We start from the raw sequence: 19926 nt of genomic DNA, 5'->3' as shown, positions 1-19926 counted from the left end.
GACGTTCTTCCGAATAGCGTGGTACTATAAAGCCTTAACGCCCCAACTGGTTAAATCTTAAAGGGTGACAACTATCCTGCCAGAGGGGGGGATAAAGCAACAATTGGTTAACAAATATTAATAAAAGGAACTTTTTAATGAAAAACGCACTGAAGCTCGTTTTACTGATAGCGTTGTATATTAGCCTTTCGGGGAAAGTTGAAGCTAACCAATGTCTGAGTTTTTCATCTCACTCTAATGCTTTTTGCCAAACCACATACACTTATGAAAGAGAAACACTGTTCTTTGACTCATCGGTGATTGGGGAACAGTCAATAAAGTTGGAGCGTATTTCGGAGAAAGCGACTGGCGACATAGTTCACATTGATTTCATATTTCAGGGGAATTGCACAGAGAAAGGTTATTGTGACCTCTCAACGGAAGCATTCCTAGATATGTACATCGAGGGATTCAGAACTGCGGTAATAAACGGAGGTTTGTACGAATACGTCCCAGATGATTGTGATCCTACAATGGAGATCTGTTGTGATGATTTTCAATGTACGGAGATACAATCGGATCCAAGTAATCCAGAAGAGCTAAATAATGAATCGGCTATGATGAGTGAATCTGAGCTATCGAGCGATTCGACGGTTATGAATTCTAGGGTTGGTTTTGTTAAGAAATTTTTAGACAGTGTTTGGGCAACACTTGGCTCTGAATTGACTAGCCGCGCCCTAGATAGCGCGCTTTCAAATGAGCAATTTATGAGTGACGCTTTAACTGGTAGTAAATTTACTATTGTAACTCACCATGGGGACCAGTTCATTTGTAAGATTAATGGACCAACATGTGAGACAATCGATGGGTACTTCAGCAACAGTGGCGCTGTTTTTTATACAGATAGTTATGACGAGGCTCGTTCTCTCAGGGATTTCTTGCAAGAATATTATAATTTTTATCATATCCAGTGCTGGAGCCAGATGACGTGCGATACTGCTGAGAGTTGTGTCATAACGTATTATTGTAATTAAAGTGATATAACATTCCGGTAGAAGATGTACTGGTCAAGAAAAGGATCAGTTAAAAAGGCCTGCCCTGAATAACAGGGCAGGCCTTTTGTTTAATTGCGCGAGCACGGGTTTTAGTAGCGGTAGGCGTCCGGCTTAAATGGGCCTTCGACGGTTACGCCAATATACTCTGCTTGGGTTTCAGTCATCTTGGTAATCACGCCACCAAAACCTTGCACCATATAGCGGGCCACTTCTTCGTCGAGCTGCTTGGGCAGAACTTCGACGGTAAGGTTGGCTTTCTTGTCCTCGGCTGACATATCTGCAAATTTCTTCTCAAACAGATGAATTTGCGCGAGTACTTGGTTGGCGAACGAGCCATCCATAATGCGGCTTGGGTGACCAGTGGCGTTGCCGAGGTTCACTAAGCGGCCTTCTGATAACAGGATCAGGAAGTCATCGTCTGCATCAGAGCGGAACACCGTGTGTACCTGAGGCTTCACCTGCTCCCAGCGCCAGTTTTTGCGCATATAAGCGGTATCGATCTCGTTGTCGAAATGGCCGATGTTACACACCACAGCGCCTTTTTTTAGGGCAGCAAGCATGTAGCGGTCACAGACATTTACGTTCCCAGTAGTGGTGACGATTAAGTCGGTATTGCCGAGCAGCTCATGGTTGATGGTCGAACCGTCAGCACTGTTGATGCCGTCGATGTAAGGAGACACTACTTCATAGCCGTCCATGCATGCTTGCATGGCACAAATCGGATCAATCTCAGTGACTTTGACAATCATGCCTTCCTGACGCAATGAGGCAGCCGAGCCTTTACCCACGTCACCATAGCCAACCACAAGGGCTTTTTTACCAGACAGCAGGTGGTCGGTGGCACGTTTAATGGCATCGTTTAACGAGTGGCGACAACCGTATTTGTTGTCGTTCTTGGATTTGGTTACTGAGTCGTTCACGTTGATGGCAGGTACTTTCAGGGTGCCTTTTTTCAACATTTCCAATAAACGGTGTACGCCTGTGGTGGTTTCTTCGGTAATGCCGTGCACCTTATCCAGCATTTGCGGATATTTGTCGTGAATCAACAAAGTCACGTCGCCACCGTCGTCCAAAATCATATTGGCATCCCACGGCTTGCCGTCTTTTAAACAGGTTTGCTCGAGGCACCATTCATATTCTTCTTCAGTTTCGCCTTTCCATGCGAATACCGGAATACCGGCGGCGGCAATGGCTGCAGCAGCGTGGTCTTGAGTGGAGAAAATATTGCACGAGGACCAGCGAACTTCAGCGCCCAGATCAATCAGTGTTTCGATTAATACTGCGGTTTGAATGGTCATGTGAATGCAGCCAATAATGCGCGCGCCTTTAAGTGGCTGGCTGGCTTTATATTTTTCACGGATGGTCATCAGTGCCGGCATTTCAGATTCGGCAATATTAATCTCTTTTCGACCATAATCGGCCAAACTGATATCCGCGACTTTGTAATCTTGTGTTGTTGCGGTCGCAACCGCTGGATGTGCAGACATAATAATCTCTCTCGTAGTATTAGTTCGCTTCAGCTTGGGCTAATTTAACCTCGTCGGCTAAATTCAATTCCGCAAGCAGTTCTTGTTGGCGTTCGGTGGTCAGGCGCGGTCCATAGTGGCTGACCACTTCAGCCGCTGCGCGGCTGGCAAGGGTGCCGGCCTGAGCGGGCGTTAATCCTTGGGTGATACCGTACAAGTAGGCACCGGCAAACATATCTCCAGCCCCGTTGGTATCAATGGCTTCTACTTTAAAACCCGGTACTTGAATGCGACGTTCACGAGTGCCAATCAGTGCCCCGTGTTTACCGCGGGTGATCACCACTTGCTTGGCATAGTCGAGTAACTTATCCATGGCCGGCTCTAGGCCTTCAATACCAGTATATAGTTCGGCTTCTTCCTGATTACAAAACAGGATTTCCACGCCCGCTTGCAAAAACTCATCGAGACCTTCTTTGAAGTATTTCACCATGGATGAATCGGAGAAGGTAAGGGCGATTTTAGTGCCGTTCTTTTCTGCAATGGCGCGCGCTTTTTTGACTGCGCTGCGGGCAATTTCCGAGGTGGCCAGATACCCTTCCACATACAAATAGTGGGAGTCGGCAACAACGGCGTCTTCTAATTCATCGGTAGAAAAATCGATAGTGATGCCGAGAAACGTGCACATGGTTCGCTCAGCGTCTGGAGTAACCATCACTACACATTTACCGGTGTGACCGTCGTTGTCTTGCTTCACCAGATGGGTTTTTACCCCAGCGCGCTCAAGATCCTCTTGATAGAAATTGCCATCGTCGTCGTTGGCGACTTTGCAACAATAGAACGCGTTGCCGCCAAATTGACTGAAGGCAACGAGACTATTCGCTGCAGAACCACCGCCTGCGCGCTTCTCTAATTTGAACTGCTTATGCAGTTCTTTTAGCAAAAGTTGCTGCTGAGCTTCGTCCAGCAGTGTCATGATGCTTTTTTCAATTTGGTGAGCTGCCAAAAATTCGTCAGTGACTTTAAATTCTTGGTCTACCAAGGCGTTACCCACGCCAACGACGTCGTAAGATTTCATTACGTTTGCTTCACGTTACTTCGGTTGAATTTCGAGCCCGACAGTATACAGCAATTTACGGACGATAACCGCCCGAAATTCCTTTTGTTGTTACACTCACGGCGTCGTGTGCATGCAACGATTCATAGTGGTTCACGCGAACTCGGAAATCGAGCACCGTAGGCACCTTATTTAACTCATGTTGCAGGCGACGGGCGGCATCTTCGCAAAACATCAGATTTTGCCCATTTAAGCGCGCAAACTCTTGCTCATCTTCGCGCTTTACGGCGGCCTGAACCGGGGTTTTAAGCGTGTCTTCGATGCGATCAATCAGGGCGACTATGGGTAAAATATCTACATCTTTACTTAGTTTTACTTTTACCTCAGCAACCGAGCGTTGACTATGCGGCGTGGCCACAATCCCTTCCGTTGTGCCCAACCACGCAGCCACTTCTGCTGCACTGACGTCTTGCTCTTTAAAGCGTTTTTTAAAGGCCTCTTGGATTAACTGACGGGCAAGAGCTGCAGAACAAGGACAAGTAGAAGAATAGGCCGCGTTCACGCTTAACTCTACATCATAGTGGCCGTCATTTAAGGTGGCGCTTACAGTCACCGGATATCCTTTCCAGCCTTGTTTGCCACTAATGAGCGACTTACGGCGAAGCAAATACTCAAAACTAAAGGTGACTTGTGCTTTAGAGCTCAGGTCATCATGGGTTTCGATAAAGCGATCGAGTAAGCGCCGCACACTGCTGGCACTCAGCACATCGTCGTTGGCAAGTTCATCGACAGCAAGATAGAGCCGAGACATATGAATGCCTTTGGCTTTCGGATCGTCCAAACTTACAAATGCCTCAATACGGGCGCCTACTTGCTGAGGTAAACCAGCTTCGCTTGCGACCATTACAGGCATTTCAATGTTACTCATTCCCACCCAGTCGAGTTTTCCCTCGGTTTGGGCTAGGGCTTGATTTGCGATATCCGGCATAGAAGTCGGCATGCAATACTTCTCCGTCCACGTTGGCGCAAGTTGGCGCGCATTTGTCGAAAATATGACCGCTAATTATACCTCAAAAATAGGGTATGCTTCACCCTCTTCAGTGCAGCTTATGCTCCGGAGCGGAAAATTAGGTCAATTCGGCGTATAGTACAGTGCTCTATACGCAAGTCATGAGGGATTTGGATTTATGCACAGTAAAGATGCTCAGCTCGATACAGAATTACTTCAGCAGTATGTTGAGATCCTTGGTGTAGAAGGCATTTCGGCTAGTTTTAGTACCTTCGAAAAGATGTGTCCGGAGTACTTAAATGAGCTGAAAAGTGTGGTTGCAACCGAAAATGAAACCGCGATTCGGCAATGTGCGCATAAAATGAAGGGCAGTTGTCGGTCTCTCGGTTTTATTCGATTGGGGCAATCGATGGAGGTGATCGAGAAGGGGCAATGGTCATTAGAACAGCTGCAAACGCGCATCGATGCATGGGAAAACATGCTTCAGGCGGATGTAAAAGCCGCTCGCGCTTGGTTAGATCAGCAGACATAAAAACGGGCCTTAAAGGCCCGTTTGTGTATCTATTAAGGGAATAAGCGCGATTATTCGTCGGCGATCTTGGTTGTGACATCACCGACAAATCGATAACCCTCACCGTGAATCGTGGTAATTAGATTCGGTGTATCCGGATGGGCTTCAAAATGCCGACGGATACGGCGAATGGCTACATCGACCGTTCTGTCATTCGGGCGTAGTTCCCGGTCCAACATTTTTCTGACCAAGGTGTCGCGATCGTGAATTTTTCCGGGTTGGGTTAAAAATAACTCCAACGCGCGGTATTCACTTTTTGGCAAGCGGAACACTTTTTTGTCGGGCGAGTACAAACAACGACTGTCGCAATCGAGTACCCAACCATTAAAGTGAAATTGGCGACTGCCTTCCACGTGATCGGCACTTGGCTGCCGGATTTGCTCTATGCGACGGGCCAAATTACGTACGCGAACGGTTAATTCGCGCGGGTTATAGGGCTTAATTAAGTAGTCGTCAGCACCGAGTTCTAGAGCCAATAAGCGATCTTCATCGCTGTCACGGCCCGTTAGAAATACTAAACCGATGTTATCTTGCTCACGGAGTGATTCGGCTAACTCTAAGCCGCTTTGTCCGGGAAGATTGACGTCCATAATAATAATGTCGATGGGTTGTTGCGCCATGATGTGTTCCATCTGACGACCATCTGCGGCATCAAAGACCTCGTAACCCTCTTTTTGAAACAACCGGGTTAGAGTTTGGCGCGTCACCACTTCGTCTTCGACGATTAAAAGTCTGACGTTATTTGTTGGTTCCATGCTGTTATATTCTCTCCGCGTGGCGCTAGCATCGTATTGATTATATAAGAATATGATTTTATGCGCGAATAAAGCAAGTCAAGCGCCTGTTTATTTTACCATGATAGTGTGATCAGACCGTAATTTAAGGCGTTGGTTCCAACGGAATAAAGAGGGTGATCGTGGTTCCGTGAGATTCTTCAGTGTCTGCGAACCAGAGCTGGGTATCACATTCAACTTCACCATGAAGTAAATGGGTCACCCAATTAAAGATCTGAAATAAGCCCAACCCTTTATCGCCCTTTGACCGTGCCGATGTAACGAAAGGATCGAATACCCGAGCCGAAAGCTCAGGGTCAATGCCTTTGCCGTTATCAGAAACGCGCACTGTTAAATAGTTGGGATCGAGCGCCAATTGAATACCGATATGTAACGGCAGCTCTTGTCCGTCATCATCAATGATCGTGGCGTGGCGAATACTGTTTTCAATCAGCTCTAATAGAATTTGTTCAAGCACCAGAGGTCGTACAATGGCTTGCTGACTTGGGCGGCAGTCCAGATCGATGGTGACATGATCGGGAATCGTTAATGCCTCTTGTACCCGTTCAATTGTGCGCTGGGCACAGACTGCAAGGTCGACTTCTCTTGGGGTATCGTTGCGATTAAACATGGCCAGCTGTTGGAAATGCTGCACCAAATCTGCGCAACGGGCCAAGTTGCGATTGGCAACGTCAATGCTTTCTTCTGTGCGTGTCAAAAACTGGCGCATCTCTTCTGTGGTCAGGTTTTGTTGCTCAACCTGCTCAGCAAGTCCATCTCGTTGTTCACGAAGCAAGCTTGTGGCGGTAATCGCCGTTCCCAACGGAGTATTTAATTCATGGGCAATGCCGGCGACCAACTCGCCTAACGACGCCAGCTTATCTTCAGTAAGGCGCTTGCGCTGATATTGGTGCAATTCTTCGAGGGCTTTGGTGAGCTTACGATTTACGTCTAATAACGCCTGTGTGCGTTCACCTATTTCCTGCTCCATACGCTCGCGCATGGTTCGCGACTGATTACTGGCATGTTCTGAATAACGTTGCTCATGCCGATACTTTTCCAACAGGCGGCGAATCTGATAGCGCAGCTCGGAAAACTCAGTGGGTAGGTAGTATACGTTTTGAAGCGATTCGTCGTTATTCTGGCTGGCGCTAGCCACAGCACGCGTAAATTTATGAATGTTCGATTCCATACCGCGAATAAAAAAGCGAAGACCCAAAGACACACTCACCATCACCACGAGAAAGACACCTAAAGAAAGCCACAGGTGTCGTTGAAACTGAAATTGAATATGGGATAACGAGGCACGCATGAGCACTACGCCAAGTAATTCCCGGTTGCCAACAACAGGCGTCGTCACTTCAAAGTAATCGCGACCAAAGGAGCGCACTGGCTCATCGATGAGATAATCTTCCTGAGACGGCAGCGGACTTGCGCTAGGGTGGTGATAGCTTGCGCGATAAACAAAGCGATCTTCAGCCGGAATATACGCATAGATATGGGCGTGTTGAATAAACTCTTGTGCCGCAACATCCTGGGTTAAACGCTGGAACTGCTCGAAGCTTAAATCCGACTGCGCCACTTGTTGGGCAAGACGCATGGATGCCGCCGTGGTGTTGTTGGCAAGCTGAGTGCGCTCGGAGTCGGATATCCAAAGCGTGGTCATGCCGATAAAAATAAGCAATGCGAGTGCAACAATCCCCGATACGATCACGTTCAGGCGCTGAGCCAAAGACCAGCGATATCCTGTTTTGCTCCCCTCGAACGGTGATGATTGTTGCGACGACACTTACATAGCTCTCCACACAATAAAGCGAGAATTTTCAGCAATGGTATCCACCTTGTGAAAGGCGGTTTCTAAAACATCACGATACGGTAAGAAACGATTAGCGACTAGTAGCAGTGCGCCATTTTTACGCAAGCATTGGCGACTTTTTTTGATAAAGTCGCGGGTGATTTGGTAATCAATTTGTTTGCCTGTATGAAATGGAGGATTGGTGATAATCCAATCTAAACTGCGCGGACTTTGCGCTAAGCCGTCTGAACCAATGCATTCATGGGGGACGCTAAAATCGGCCAAAGTACGGGCCGTGGCGGTTAACGCGAGCGGGCTCGCATCAAGAGCATAAAGCTCTGTGACCTTCGTGTTTTTTGCAAGCCAGGCACTAATTACACCGGCGCCGCATCCGAAATCAAGAATACGTCCACCCACGTAAGAGGGCATATTTTCAAGCAACAACTCAGTTCCCGCATCTAAGTGCTCGGCACTAAATACCCCAGGCATGGTGCTAATTTGTAATGCGCCACCGGGCGAGGGTACGCGGTAGATGTGATACCAGTCTTCCGGTTGAAAATCTTGAGTTTCCAGCAATTGCGTTTGTATCAGCTGACAATGATTACCGCTGGCCAACTTGGTAAATGACGCCCATCCCGGATGATTAATTTTTAGCTGTGATTTAATCCCCGTGTCTTTATGGCCGGAAAGCCACAATGGCGTGCCTGCGGGAACCATAGCGGCTAGATTCGCCATGAGCATGGCCACTAACTGCTTCTCTTTGGGCAAAAACAGGATAATGCCATCAATCGCTAAAGGCTCATGAATGTGGGCGGCAAAATAGTCTGCGGGCTGCTGCGCACTGTTACTACGCGCGTGTAAACTCCAACTGACCAATGTGCGCTCGGGCCATGCCTGTTGGAGTGCTTCCATCGTATCGGCTGCTGGGTTCACCACCAATAACTTATTACCGACAATGATGTCGTCTTGGCGCAGAACGAGCTGAGCGGCGGCGTCGATCATGTTGGCGTATTCGGTTCTTTTCATAGTAAGCAAGGGGCCTTAGCTAGGTCGATCAGTGTAAGCTTCAACAAAGGTATCTACCATTTCGGTGGCGTAGGGGATTTCTTCAGGATCAAAGCAAGCGATATGAAACAAGGCTTCGCCTTCGTGACTGACAGGAATGTTGCTGACACCGATAATAATACCACTGACAGTGGCATAAATGCCGGTTTGCTCACCACCATGAGGCGGTGCAACATGAGCGAGCAGTTGACCGCGCGTTACCGTCGCACCCAACTCAATTTTGTGTAAAACCAATCCATCGGCTTCAGCCCGAACCCAGACGGAACGCTGTGAAAACACTGGGGTTACTTTTTTGCGGGTGCGTCGGCCTTTCATCATTTTCAGCATTTTCATGACGTTGGTAACGCCGTTCACACCTGCCTTGATGGCTGAATAATCGAAACGCAAGGCTTCCCCTGCCTCATAGAGGATTAAAGGAATACCCAGCTCAGCGGCTTGTGAGCGTAAAGAGCCATCGCGATCTTTGGCATTCATAATGACGGGTGAGTTAAAGGCTTCGGCCATGCTAGTGGCCTCGGCGTTATCCAAGTTCACTCGAATTTGTGGCAAGTTGCTGCGATGAATCGCCCCAGTATGCAAATCAATGATATGCGTGGCGCGTTCGACCAATTGGGTGCGAAATAGAAACGCCAAACGGCTTCCTAAGGCGCCACGCTCAGAGCCTGGAAAACAGCGGTTTAAATCACGGCGGTCTGGCAAGTAGCGGGTTTGCTGGATAAACCCGAACATATTCACCACGGGCACTAATAACAAGGTGCCAGTTAGCTTCTTAGGATCCACAACCTGAATCAAGCGTCGGCAAATTTCAACGCCATTGAGTTCGTCGCCATGAATGGCGGCACAGACCAACAGGACCGGGCCAGGCTTCGTACCATGCAGTACTTCAACGTGTAAATCTAAGGGTGTGTCACTATACAAACGTGCTGCAGGGAGCAGCACGCGTTCTTGAGTCCCTGGGGCGACTCGATGTTCTCCCAGTTCAAAAGCTTGCGCGCGTTTTCGTGCCATGGTGTGTCGGTCAGCCTCGTCCTTTGGTCCGAGTTTTATGTTGCTTTGCGGTTTTTTCGATAAACGAAATAATCTGCGTGGCGACATCTTTATCGGTTGCGGTTTCAATACCTTCAAGGCCAGGAGACGAATTTACCTCCATCACAAGGGGGCCATGATTAGAGCGTAAAATATCGACACCCGCTACATTCAGCCCCATCGTTTTTGCCGCTTTCACCGCTGTCGCTCGTTCCGCCGGACTTAATTTAACCAAGGTAGCGCTGCCGCCCCGGTGTAAATTAGAGCGAAACTCACCGGGCTTGGCCTGACGTTTCATTGCAGCGATCACTTTGTCACCGATAACGAAGCAACGAAGATCGGCACCACCGGCTTCTTTAATATATTCTTGCACCATAAAATGCGCATTCAGCCCCATAAAGGCTTCAATGACGCTTTCTGCCGCCTTTCGCGTTTCAGCCAAAACCACACCAATACCTTGGGTTCCTTCGAGGAGCTTGATCACCAAGGGCGCGCCGCCGACCATATCGATGAGATCAGGAATATCGGAAGGCTTACTGGCAAAACCGGTGACCGGTAGGCCAATACCTTTGCGTGACAGAAGCTGTAATGAGCGCAACTTATCGCGGCTGCGGCTAATGGCAACAGATTCGTTGAGAGGGTAGGTTCCCATCATTTCGAACTGGCGCAATACCGCGGTACCGTAAAAGGTAATGGAAGCGCCGATTCGAGGAATAACCGCATCAAACAGGGGCAGCTCTTTACCGCGCATGTGGATCTCAGGCTCCTTTGCATTGATGTTCATGTAGCAACGCAAAGGGTCGAGCACGTGCATTTCGTGGCCACGAGCTTCACCTGCCTCAATCAAGCGACGTGTCGAGTAGAGATTCTTGTTGCGCGAGAGAATACCGATTCTCATGCTGGTTTTCCTTGTAGGTATGAAGCTTCAGGATTCACTAAATAGCGACCGTTCAGCGCCCGCCGCCCTAAAAGCATACGAAATTTCATTGTATCACGGTTTGTTAGCGTCAGTTCAGCGGAAAATGTTTGCGCATTAGGGCCAAAACCAATCTGGATAGGTGTTTTGATAACGTAACGCATTTCTTTGTGGCCACCCGAATCAGTGACTTGGCGCTGCTCTAAAATCTTCGCTTCACACACATGCTCGGTGAGGTCGTCTTGAATAGGGTGCACCCATATTTTTAACCATTCCTCTCCGTCTCGTGTGAAAGGTTCGAGCTGAAAAGCGTGCAAACATGATGTTCTAGCGCCTGTATCAACTTTAGCTTTAATTGCTGAAATACCCAACTCGGGGAGAGCTAGCCACTCGCGCCAACCGGTAATTTGCTCGGGGTGTTTAGTCTCGCTCACGCGAAAACGCTCCTTAATTATGATCCGGAAAAATCATTCTGACGTTTCCGTAAGTTGTAATTCATTTCGACATGCAGTCGGGCAATGTACACGTGAATGTGTTTATAATGTGTAAAAACAGATGACGTGAATGAATGGAATAACTAACACGTATATCGCAAATTTAGCGCAAAAAACTACGGAGTGAAACATATGTCTGTCTGCAACCAGTGCAATTGCTACCGGTCGACTGGGTTCGATATTAAAATGGCGTTTCAACCCATCGTTCAAGTGCAGACACGCGAAGTTTATGCCTATGAAGCGTTAGTACGCGGTAGTGCAGGCGAAGGCGCCGGAGAAGTGCTGGCGCGGGTAAATTCTGACAACATTTATAGTTTCGACCAGACGTGTCGAGTCACGGCGATTGAAACCGCCAATCGCTTGGGTCTGCAGGAAAAACTGAGCATTAATTTTTTGCCAAATGCCATTTATGAGCCTGAAACCTGTTTAGAGCGTACCCTACGCACGGCGAAAAAGCTGAACTTTGCACACAAAAATATTATTTTCGAAGTCACCGAACACGAGAAGATAGAAAATTACGCACTGTTGGTGGAAGTCTTTGATACCTATAAACGCCACGGCATGTTAACGGCAATTGACGATTTTGGCGAAGGGTACGCTGGGCTTAATTTGCTAGCGGATTTCCAACCAGACATCATCAAACTGGATATGGCGTTGATTCGTAACATTCATGAACGCCGCGTATCGCAAATTATTCTAAAAGGGATTTTGGCAGTAGCCTGTGAACTTGAGATTTCCATCATTGCAGAAGGGGTGGAAACCCAAGACGAATATAGCTATCTGTTCGACCAAGGTATTGAGCTGATGCAAGGCTACCATTTCGCTAAGCCGGCGATTGAGCACCTCATTAATCCGTATGCTGATCAGTAAGATAACTTTGGCGCGTGCGCTGCAGTTCATGCAGTAGCGCAATAAACTCGTGAGATGGCCGGTCGAGCGCATTTTCCGAGATAAACAAATCGTATCCCAACAACTCGCGCATGTGTTGCATGCGCTGAGCGAAAGACGCCAACACCCCATCATATATAGTTCCCGATTCCGTTTTAAAGCGCGAAGGCACATCGAAATAGCTGGTGTAGTCTTCCAAATCGGGGAACTGGGAGCGCAGCGCCACCACCATTAATTGGCGTTGCTCCAACAAGATATGCACCGCCATGCGTTTATCGATGTGTGCAAGCACGTCATCATAATTATGTACCTTGAAGCCAATCACTGGAATTTCAACGCTATTCAGGCCGCGCTGAATTCTCGGCACATCAAAGCGCAAAATGTTATCCCAGCTCAGCTGCAATTGCCCCTTACGATGATGATAAACAATATGTCGTGGGTTCATCAGCAAGGATGCGGGTGGCTCGATTAATTTGCCGATACCCAGCGCTAGGGTGACTAACGCGAAACCGGTTCCCGCTAATAGAAATGCCATAGGAAATTCGCTAAATATCGCGTTTAAGCTCAAGGTGAGGATAAATAGAGAACCCCCTAAAATAGTAAGCACCAAGCCGTTGCGCTTCGCCTGCGGCTGCACAATTTGCTCGGGTAATGGCATTTTTTTAGGTTCGTTCATGGTGATGTATGTACCTTTTGTGATGCATTTGCGCGCGAGCGCCTCAGTTTACTCAATCTTAGCGCCAACCGCTTCTTGTAATACAGCTTGGGTAAAGCTGGTTTTTAAATAGTAGCCCCGGGGTAGGGTACGGATGGGCGCGCCATCGGGTCCAATTCCTAATGTTTCTACTCGGCTGTTGGCAGCCTTGGGGCGTAATTGCAGTGCAATGCCGTGGCGGCCAGTAATTTGATCAACCCGTCCCAGTACAATTGCTTCGGTAATTTCTTCCCAGTCTGCTCTTAATATCGATTCTTGTTCAGGCGTTGGTGTCCATAAAATAGGAACCCCAACTAAGCGTTCGCTGAGCGGTTGCTCTCGACGACCATCCACCGTCATCCACAACACCCGCTGCAATTTATTACGTACGTTCGATGTTTCCCACGTAACCCCATTGAGACCCGTAAGTGGTGCAATGCACACGTATGTAGTCTCTAGCGGCTTACCTTCGGCGGTGATCGGAATGGTTTTTAGTTCTACGCCAAGTTCTGGAAAATCTTGTTCTGGTTTGGAACCTGCGCTTGCGCCAAGGCATGCTTCAATTAATTGCCCGGTCCATCCTTTTGCGCTGCGCAAATCATCAGGAACAGGCCAACCTAAGGCCTGAGCGAGTTCGCCTAAGGTAAAGCCGGTTAGCTGATGGGCACGTGCCATCAACTCCTCGACGCTGTTTGGTGTTTGCTGAGAACTTTTCAGACGCACGCCAATTTTTCCTGCATACATGGTTCTGTCATCTGTGCATGGTATGAAGTCTTGCGTGTGGGCGCAACAAAACCGAAAAGATGTTATCAGCGTGTGAAGATATTTGCCGAGAGCGGCCCTTTGTGGAAGAATCAGGACATAAAGAAATTAAAGAGGATGCTCGCGTGATAGATGCCGAGGGATATCGTTCGAATGTCGGCATAGTGATATGTAACGAGCATGGGCAAGTATTTTGGGCACGGCGATTTGGGCAACAAAGTTGGCAATTTCCACAAGGTGGCATTGATGACGGTGAAACACCGGAGCAGGCCATGTTTCGAGAGCTTTATGAGGAAGTTGGCCTACGCCCAGAGCAGGTAGAAATCGTGTACACGAGCCGCACGTGGTATCGCTATCGATTACCCAAGCGGCTGGTGAGAAAAGGCGCCCGGCCTGTGTGTATCGGTCAGAAGCAAAAATGGTTTTTGCTAAAACTGACCTGTGCCGAATCGGAAGTGGACGTGCTGCAATCAGGGCACCCGGAATTTGATGGCTGGCGCTGGGTAAGTTATTGGTACCCCGTGCGACAAGTCGTTTCATTTAAACGCGACGTCTATCGTCGGGTGATGAAGGAGTTTGCTCCTATCGCAATGCCATTCCGGCATAAAGCTCGTTCCAAACGTCATAAACGAAAGCGATAATTTATGCTGACGACGCTGCAGCGCATAGTGGAAGTGGTGAATCAAGCGCCGGATCTCGATACGGCCTTGGAAGCTATTGTCCAACGTGTGCGTGCTGCATTAGGCAGCGATGTGTGCAGTGTTTATCTGGCGGATCACGACGCGCGTGAATTTGTGTTGATGGCCACCGAAGGCTTGCGGCTTGAACCTAATCAACGAGTAAGCCTTGAGTTCGGTGAGGGTTTAATCAGCCTCGCCGCTCAGCGTGAAGAACCTCTCAATATTGCCAATGCTGCTGAGCACCCCAACTTTAAACTCGTGGAATCTGTGGGTGAAGAAGCTTACAGCGCCATGTTGGTCGCACCTATTATTCATCAACGAAAAGTATTGGGTGTGCTGGCCGTTCAGCAAAAACAAGCGCGCGCATTTTCCGGCGAAGAAGAAGCTTTTGTTGTTACCCTCGCTGCCCAGTTAGCGGCGGTTATTGCCCACGCTGAGGCGAAAGGGTTAGTCAGTGGTCACTACTCGCCATGGCTGCGCAATTTGTCAGGTTTGGCAGGCGCACCCGGAGTCGCAATTGGCGAAGCCTTTATTGGAAGACCTGCGGCGAAATTAAGCTCTGTGGTTCCGCGCCGGACGGAGTATCCGTGGCGTGAGATTCATAAGTTCCGCAAAGCGGTGTTACAGACCCGCATGGAATTGCGCGATTTAGCAAAACAAGTAGCCGCTTATGTGGCGGAAGATACCCTCGCCATATTTGATGTGTATCAGGGCATGCTAGACGCGGCAAGTTTAGGCGACGCGGTCGAGAAAAAAATTAAAGATGGTTGGATGGCGCAAACTGCTGTGAAAATGGTGGTTGAAGATTTTGTCGCGCAGTTCGAGGATCTTGATGACTCCTATTTGCAAGAGCGCGCCGTGGACGTGCGCGATCTAGGCCAACGTATTTTATCCCATCTTCAAGAGCGAAATGGCCAAGCACAAAGCTTCCCCAATGCCTGTATTTTAGTGGCGGAGGAAGTGACGGCGAGTATGCTGGCGGCGATTCCGCGAGATAACTTACAAGGGTTGATTTCGTTACATGGCTCTGCCAACTCCCATGCCGCTATTATGGCGCGCAGCATGGGCATTCCGGCGGTATTTGGCCTAACCGACGTGCCGCTCACTTATTTGTCGGAAAAACACCTCATCGTTGATGGGTACAGTGGTGATGTGTTTATTAATCCACCGACGCAGTTGTTGGAAGAATACGAAGTTCTGCGCCGAGAGGAGCTTGAACTGGCAGAGAAAGTTGCGGAAGATCGCGACCAACCTGCGGAAACAGAAGATGGCATGCAAGTTAGCCTGCAAGTGAATGCTGGCCTTAATGTCGACCATGGTCATGAGCGCTGGGGCCATTACGAGGGCATTGGTCTGTATCGCACCGAAATTCCCTTTATGATGCGCGAGCGTTTCCCGACCGAACAAGAACAGCACGAATTGTATCGACAAACGTTGCAAACCCATCGGCATGTCCCTGTAGTGATGCGAACCCTTGATATCGGCGGTGATAAGCCGTTGTCTTACTTTCCGATAAAAGAAGAGAATCCATTTTTGGGTTGGCGCGGCATTCGCATGACGCTCGATCATCCGGAGATCTTTCTTGTGCAAGTGCGAGCGATGTTACGGGCGAACATTGGCTTGGATAACCTGCAAATTTTGTTGCCCATGGTGACCACGCTCGATGAAGTGGATGAAGCGTCACGCCTGATAAACCAGGCTTATTTTGAAGTGCGCAATGAGCTTGCCCAAGAAGATCGCGAGCAAAAAATTCAGCGACCAAAAGTAGGCGTCATGGTTGAAGTGCCCGCGTTGCTTTATCAATTGGAAGCCGTGGGCCGCAAAGTAGATTTCTTTTCTGTCGGCACCAATGATTTAACCCAATACTTACTGGCGGTTGATCGTAACAATTCACGGGTGGCCGGGCTTTACGACACCTATAACCCCGCGCTGCTGCATGCATTGCAACATGTCGCAACCCGTTGTGCCGAGTTACAAAAACCGGTGAGTGTGTGTGGCGAAATGGCTGGCGATCCCGGAGGTGCACTGTTATTGGTGGCCATGGGCTACCGCACTTTGTCGATGAGTACCCACAACCTAGATAAGATTCGATGGATTCTCCGCCACGTAGATAGCAAAGTGTTGCAGGTGTTACTGACGCAAGCGCTTTCTTGCTCGCACCCGGATCAAGTACGTCGATTAGTGACGATGAAGCTAGAAGCGCTTGGTTTAGGCGGCTTCGTACGCGCAGGGAAATAGCATGATTAGCTTGCTCATTTGCTTACTCGCAGGTGTGTTTGCGGGGCTTTTATCAGGCATGTTGGGCATTGGTGGTGGCGTTCTTATCGTGCCGCTTCTTATTTACTTGCTGCCAAGTTTGGGGTTGCCCGCCAGTATTGTCGTACCGACCGCGATTGGTACGAGCTTAGCCACCATTATGGTAACCACACTCTCAAGCGCGCGTGGTCATGCCAAACGGGGTTATGTGCAATGGTCTTGGGTGAAGCTATTATTACCCACCCTGTTGCTCGGCGGTTTTTTCGGAGCCTACGCGGGAACGCGACTCGCCCCTGAAATTCTACAGCGTATTTTTGCCGTGATTCTCATCTTGTTGGCCGTACGCATGGTCTGGAAACATGCTCCTAGCAAGCCCGCGGGGGAGCCGACATTTTGGATCGTGCGAGCTTGGGGCAGCGTGATTGGTGTAATTTCAGCGTTGGTGGGTATTGGTGGCGGAGCCTTAGTGGTGCCCTTGCTGCACTTTTACCAGGTGGCCATGCGTAACGCGGTTGCGGTGGCAGCGGTAACGAGCGTCGTGCTCTCTGCTGTGGGCACCGCGACTTATATGTTTGCTGCGCCGCCCTTAGAAGGGACGCGTATTACCGGCCTCATTGGCTATGTTTATGTGCCTGCGTGGTTAGCGATCGTGGCCACATCGGCGATATTTGCGCGAGTTGGTGCCTCCATTGCGCACCGGTTGCCGGTGCGTTATTTGCAACGGGCGTTCGCCATTCTGTTAATATCCATCGCCGTACATTTATTTTTGACCTAATCGAGATCAAAGGACGCTTCATGAATTCAGAACACCTCCAATTTCCGGGATGGGATCCTGTGGCGATAGCAATCGGGCCATTGCAGTTGCATTGGTACGGACTGATGTATCTCGTCGGTGCTGGGTTTGCGCTGTGGTGGGGCAATAGACAAGCGGATCGCGACCCCAATTGGAGCCGGCAAGCATGGCAAGACATGTTGTTTTGGGGCTTTATTGCGTTAATTATTGGCGGTCGACTGGGTTACGCGTTGTTTTATCAGTTCCCAACCTTAGTGCAAGATCCGCTCTATTTATTCCGCTTCAGTGAGGGTGGGATGTCATTCCACGGTGGCTTGATCGGCGCTATCACTGCAATTTTTATTTTCGCGTGGAAAACCAACCGCTCATTTTTAAGTGTCGGCGACTTCGTTGCACCTTTGGTTCCGGTAGGGTTAGGCGCAGGGCGAATTGGAAACTTCATTAATGGCGAATTATGGGGCCGCGTCAGTGACGTTCCTTGGGCGATGGTGTTCCCAACAGGAGGGCCTTTTCCTCGTCATCCATCGCAACTTTATCAAGCATTTGCGGAAGGTTTGGTATTATTTGTTATTCTCTGGGCGTTCTCACGTAAACCGCGCCCGGTGGGAGCCGTTGGCGGATTGTTCTTAGTAGGCTACGGCTGTGCGCGTTTGGTCACAGAGCTATTCCGTGAACCTGATGCACACCTTGGCACTTTAGGACTCTTCACGATGGGACAATGGCTGTCGATTCCTATGGTGATCGCGGGTGTCACATTAATGGTGTTGGCATACCAAGGTCGATTCGAGAGCAAGGTGCCAGTAGCAAGGCAAAAAACCAAAAAGAAAAAGGGCTGATTATGCGACAGTATCTTGATTTAATGCGCCATGTGTTGGAAAACGGAAGCGTCAAAGAAGATCGTACCGGCACCGGCACCCGAAGTGTTTTCGGGTATCAAATGCGTTTTGATTTGGCCGAAGGTTTTCCCCTAGTGACCACCAAAAAGTGTCATTTGCGGTCCATTATTCATGAGCTGTTATGGTTTTTAAAAGGCGACACTAACATCCGTTACCTTAAAGACAATGGGGTGAGCATTTGGGATGGCTGGGCTACCGACGAAGGTGATTTAGGCCCTGTTTACGGCGCTATGTGGCGCAATTGGCCGACGCCTGACGGAGGTTCGCTCGATCAAATCTCAGATCTTATCGAACAGATTAAGAACAACCCTGACTCACGGCGTTTACTGATTAGTGCATGGAACCCAGCTTTATTACCGGATACGTCGATGTCGCCCAAAGAAAATGCGGCTGCGGGTAAACAAGCGCTGCCGCCCTGTCATACCTTGTTTCAGTTTTACGTGGCCGATGGCAAATTATCCTGTCAGCTTTATCAGCGCAGCGCAGATATCTTTTTAGGGGTGCCGTTTAATATTGCAAGCTACGCGCTCTTTACCATGATGATTGCGCAAGTGTGTGATTTGCAATTAGGCGAGTTTATTCACACTCTTGGTGATGCCCATTTGTACTCGAACCATATAGAGCAAGCTCAATTGCAATTGAGTCGAGACCCGTTACCGCTGCCCACCATGAAACTGAATCCGAACGTAAACGATATTTTTGCGTTCACTTATGACGATTTTGAATTGGTTGGCTATGAGGCCCATCCTCATATTAAAGCGCCTGTCGCGATTTAATGCAGTGAAGAAAGGTAGCTAGATTAATGAATGAATGGCAGCGTCGTTTTAGTGGTATCGAACGCTTATATGGAAACGCTCAAGCCGAGTGTATCCGCAACCTCCATTTGGCGGTGGTGGGGCTTGGCGGCGTAGGCTCGTGGGCAGCGGAAGCGTTAGCTCGAACAGGGGTTGGAAAAATTACCTTGGTCGATTTAGACGACGTGTGCCTCAGTAATACCAATCGCCAGTCTCATGCACTCACAAGTACCGTGGGGAAACAGAAAACCCACGTTATTGCCGAGCGCCTTCGAGACATTAATCCGGAGATCGAGGTGCGGGTGGTGGATAGTTTTGTAACACCGAAAAACCTCGACGAGATTTTTTCCGAGCGACCCGATGGTATCTTGGATGCAATCGATAGCCTACGCCCCAAAATTGCGCTATTGGTGTGGTGTAAACGGCATAAAATTAAAGTTGTTACCACGGGCGGAGCGGGCGGACAAATTGACCCATCGGCCTTGGCCATTGCGGATATTGCCAAAGTAACGCAAGATCCGCTGATGGCAAAAGTTCGTAACCAGCTGCGTCGGGATCATGGTTTCTCCAAGAATCCAAAACGTAAGTTTGGCATCGATTGTGTGTTTTCAACGGAACAATTGCGCTACCCCCGGCCCGATGGTCATGTGTCTTATGCCAAACCAGGCGGGCAAGCGTTGCGTTTAGATTGTGCTACCGGCTTTGGCGCATCCATGATGGTAACGGCCAGTTTTGGGCTGTTTGCCGCGGCAAAATTACTCGAACGAACCTTGCCGACACAAACGCCATCGTCTTAGGCGTTTAGGAATGGCGCGGAAACTGCCATAATACGCCACCTGAAATGCACCAGCATATTTAAAACAGGGTGCCAGCTTGAGTTGACACTCCTGTGTAGCATTTTTGTTTATATTCTCGCCTGATCACTTGTTTCAAGCAGGCCGCTTTTACATAATGCACGCT

General features: G+C 49.0%; 20 protein-coding genes. 9 read left to right on the top strand and 11 right to left on the bottom strand.

Translation table 11 applies throughout. The features are described 5' to 3' along the window. Positions 1–137: 137 nt before the first annotated feature. On the top strand, positions 138–1013 hold the full coding sequence (locus tag HXZ99_RS09320) for a hypothetical protein (RefSeq protein ID WP_194757020.1): 876 nt from the start codon (positions 138–140) through the stop codon (positions 1011–1013). 110 nt (positions 1014–1123) lie between these two features. On the opposite strand, the gene ahcY is transcribed toward HXZ99_RS09320, so the two are convergent. Genes ahcY through folE2 form a run of 3 tightly spaced genes read right to left on the bottom strand, consistent with a single transcriptional unit; the run spans position 1124 to position 4554 of the window. Beyond that, positions 1124–2521: an adenosylhomocysteinase gene (gene ahcY / locus HXZ99_RS09315; protein ID WP_194757019.1), complete on the bottom strand. Its 1398-nt coding sequence runs from the start codon at positions 2519–2521 to the stop codon at positions 1124–1126. A gap of 19 nt (positions 2522–2540) precedes the next feature. Then, positions 2541–3575 carry an adenosine kinase gene (locus tag HXZ99_RS09310; RefSeq protein ID WP_194757018.1) on the bottom strand — a complete coding sequence of 345 codons (1035 nt, stop codon included), beginning with the start codon at positions 3573–3575 and terminating at the stop codon, positions 2541–2543. Positions 3576–3630: 55 nt separating this feature from the next. Continuing rightward, on the bottom strand, positions 3631–4554 hold the full coding sequence (gene folE2, locus HXZ99_RS09305) for a GTP cyclohydrolase FolE2 (RefSeq protein WP_194757017.1): 924 nt from the start codon (positions 4552–4554) through the stop codon (positions 3631–3633). Between the two features lie 187 nt (positions 4555–4741). Here folE2 and HXZ99_RS09300 point away from each other — a divergent pair, with 187 nt between their 5' ends. Beyond that, positions 4742–5095 (top strand): Hpt domain-containing protein, encoded by a 354-nt coding sequence (locus tag HXZ99_RS09300; RefSeq protein WP_194757016.1) that lies wholly within the window; start codon positions 4742–4744, stop codon positions 5093–5095. A gap of 50 nt (positions 5096–5145) precedes the next feature. On the opposite strand, the gene HXZ99_RS09295 is transcribed toward HXZ99_RS09300, so the two are convergent. The 6 genes from HXZ99_RS09295 to HXZ99_RS09270 form a co-directional block, all read right to left on the bottom strand. Continuing rightward, on the bottom strand, positions 5146–5889 hold the full coding sequence (locus HXZ99_RS09295; protein ID WP_194757015.1) for a response regulator: 744 nt from the start codon (positions 5887–5889) through the stop codon (positions 5146–5148). A gap of 124 nt (positions 5890–6013) precedes the next feature. Continuing rightward, complete coding sequence (locus HXZ99_RS12375; RefSeq protein ID WP_194757014.1) at positions 6014–7696, bottom strand: sensor histidine kinase; 1683 nt, start codon at positions 7694–7696, stop codon at positions 6014–6016. Continuing rightward, on the bottom strand, positions 7697–8728 hold the full coding sequence (locus HXZ99_RS09285; protein WP_194757013.1) for a class I SAM-dependent methyltransferase: 1032 nt from the start codon (positions 8726–8728) through the stop codon (positions 7697–7699). A 15-nt stretch (positions 8729–8743) separates the two neighbouring features. After that, a complete protein-coding gene (locus HXZ99_RS09280; RefSeq protein ID WP_194757012.1) occupies positions 8744–9775 on the bottom strand; it encodes a succinylglutamate desuccinylase/aspartoacylase family protein in 1032 nt (343 codons plus the stop codon). A gap of 10 nt (positions 9776–9785) precedes the next feature. Next, positions 9786–10691, bottom strand: coding sequence for a 30S ribosomal protein S6--L-glutamate ligase (gene rimK, locus HXZ99_RS09275; protein ID WP_194757011.1), 906 nt, complete (start codon positions 10689–10691; stop codon positions 9786–9788). Next, positions 10688–11143: an ATP-dependent zinc protease family protein gene (locus HXZ99_RS09270; protein ID WP_194757010.1), complete on the bottom strand. Its 456-nt coding sequence runs from the start codon at positions 11141–11143 to the stop codon at positions 10688–10690. Before HXZ99_RS09270 ends, rimK begins: the two co-directional genes overlap by 4 nt. Before the next feature lie 246 nt (positions 11144–11389). Between HXZ99_RS09270 and HXZ99_RS09265 the strand changes: the two genes are divergently transcribed. Further along, positions 11390–12073 carry an EAL domain-containing protein gene (locus tag HXZ99_RS09265; protein ID WP_231699857.1) on the top strand — a complete coding sequence of 228 codons (684 nt, stop codon included), beginning with the start codon at positions 11390–11392 and terminating at the stop codon, positions 12071–12073. Here the strand turns inward: HXZ99_RS09265 and HXZ99_RS09260 are convergent. Next, positions 12051–12767, bottom strand: coding sequence for a DUF2982 domain-containing protein (locus HXZ99_RS09260; protein ID WP_194757008.1), 717 nt, complete (start codon positions 12765–12767; stop codon positions 12051–12053). The genes HXZ99_RS09265 and HXZ99_RS09260 overlap by 23 nt on opposite strands. A 48-nt stretch (positions 12768–12815) precedes the next feature. Then, positions 12816–13502, bottom strand: a complete 687-nt coding sequence (gene mutH / locus HXZ99_RS09255; protein WP_228517878.1) for a DNA mismatch repair endonuclease MutH — start codon at positions 13500–13502, stop codon at positions 12816–12818. A 170-nt stretch (positions 13503–13672) separates the two neighbouring features. Here mutH and rppH point away from each other — a divergent pair, with 170 nt between their 5' ends. The 6 genes from rppH to tcdA are packed head-to-tail and all read left to right on the top strand — an operon-like array spanning position 13673 to position 19763. Further along, positions 13673–14188, top strand: a complete 516-nt coding sequence (rppH, locus tag HXZ99_RS09250) for an RNA pyrophosphohydrolase (RefSeq protein WP_143235622.1) — start codon at positions 13673–13675, stop codon at positions 14186–14188. 3 nt (positions 14189–14191) lie between these two features. Continuing rightward, complete coding sequence (ptsP, locus tag HXZ99_RS09245; RefSeq protein WP_194757006.1) at positions 14192–16465, top strand: phosphoenolpyruvate--protein phosphotransferase; 2274 nt, start codon at positions 14192–14194, stop codon at positions 16463–16465. Position 16466: 1 nt separating this feature from the next. Continuing rightward, positions 16467–17258 (top strand): sulfite exporter TauE/SafE family protein, encoded by a 792-nt coding sequence (locus HXZ99_RS09240; protein ID WP_194757005.1) that lies wholly within the window; start codon positions 16467–16469, stop codon positions 17256–17258. A 20-nt stretch (positions 17259–17278) separates the two neighbouring features. Then, positions 17279–18112 carry a prolipoprotein diacylglyceryl transferase gene (gene lgt / locus HXZ99_RS09235; protein ID WP_194757004.1) on the top strand — a complete coding sequence of 278 codons (834 nt, stop codon included), beginning with the start codon at positions 17279–17281 and terminating at the stop codon, positions 18110–18112. 2 nt (positions 18113–18114) lie between these two features. Next, the gene (locus HXZ99_RS09230) at positions 18115–18948 is read left to right on the top strand and encodes a thymidylate synthase (RefSeq protein WP_194757003.1); all 834 of its coding nucleotides are present in this window, start codon (positions 18115–18117) and stop codon (positions 18946–18948) included. A gap of 26 nt (positions 18949–18974) precedes the next feature. Further along, positions 18975–19763: a tRNA cyclic N6-threonylcarbamoyladenosine(37) synthase TcdA gene (gene tcdA / locus HXZ99_RS09225; protein ID WP_194757002.1), complete on the top strand. Its 789-nt coding sequence runs from the start codon at positions 18975–18977 to the stop codon at positions 19761–19763. Positions 19764–19926: the final 163 nt, after the last annotated feature.

This window comes from Aliidiomarina indica, from assembly GCF_015354615.1.
GTDB classification, from domain to species: domain Bacteria; phylum Pseudomonadota; class Gammaproteobacteria; order Enterobacterales; family Alteromonadaceae; genus Aliidiomarina; species Aliidiomarina indica.
Note: the sequence above shows the minus strand (reverse complement) of the source record. Positions and strands in the feature narration are given on the sequence as shown.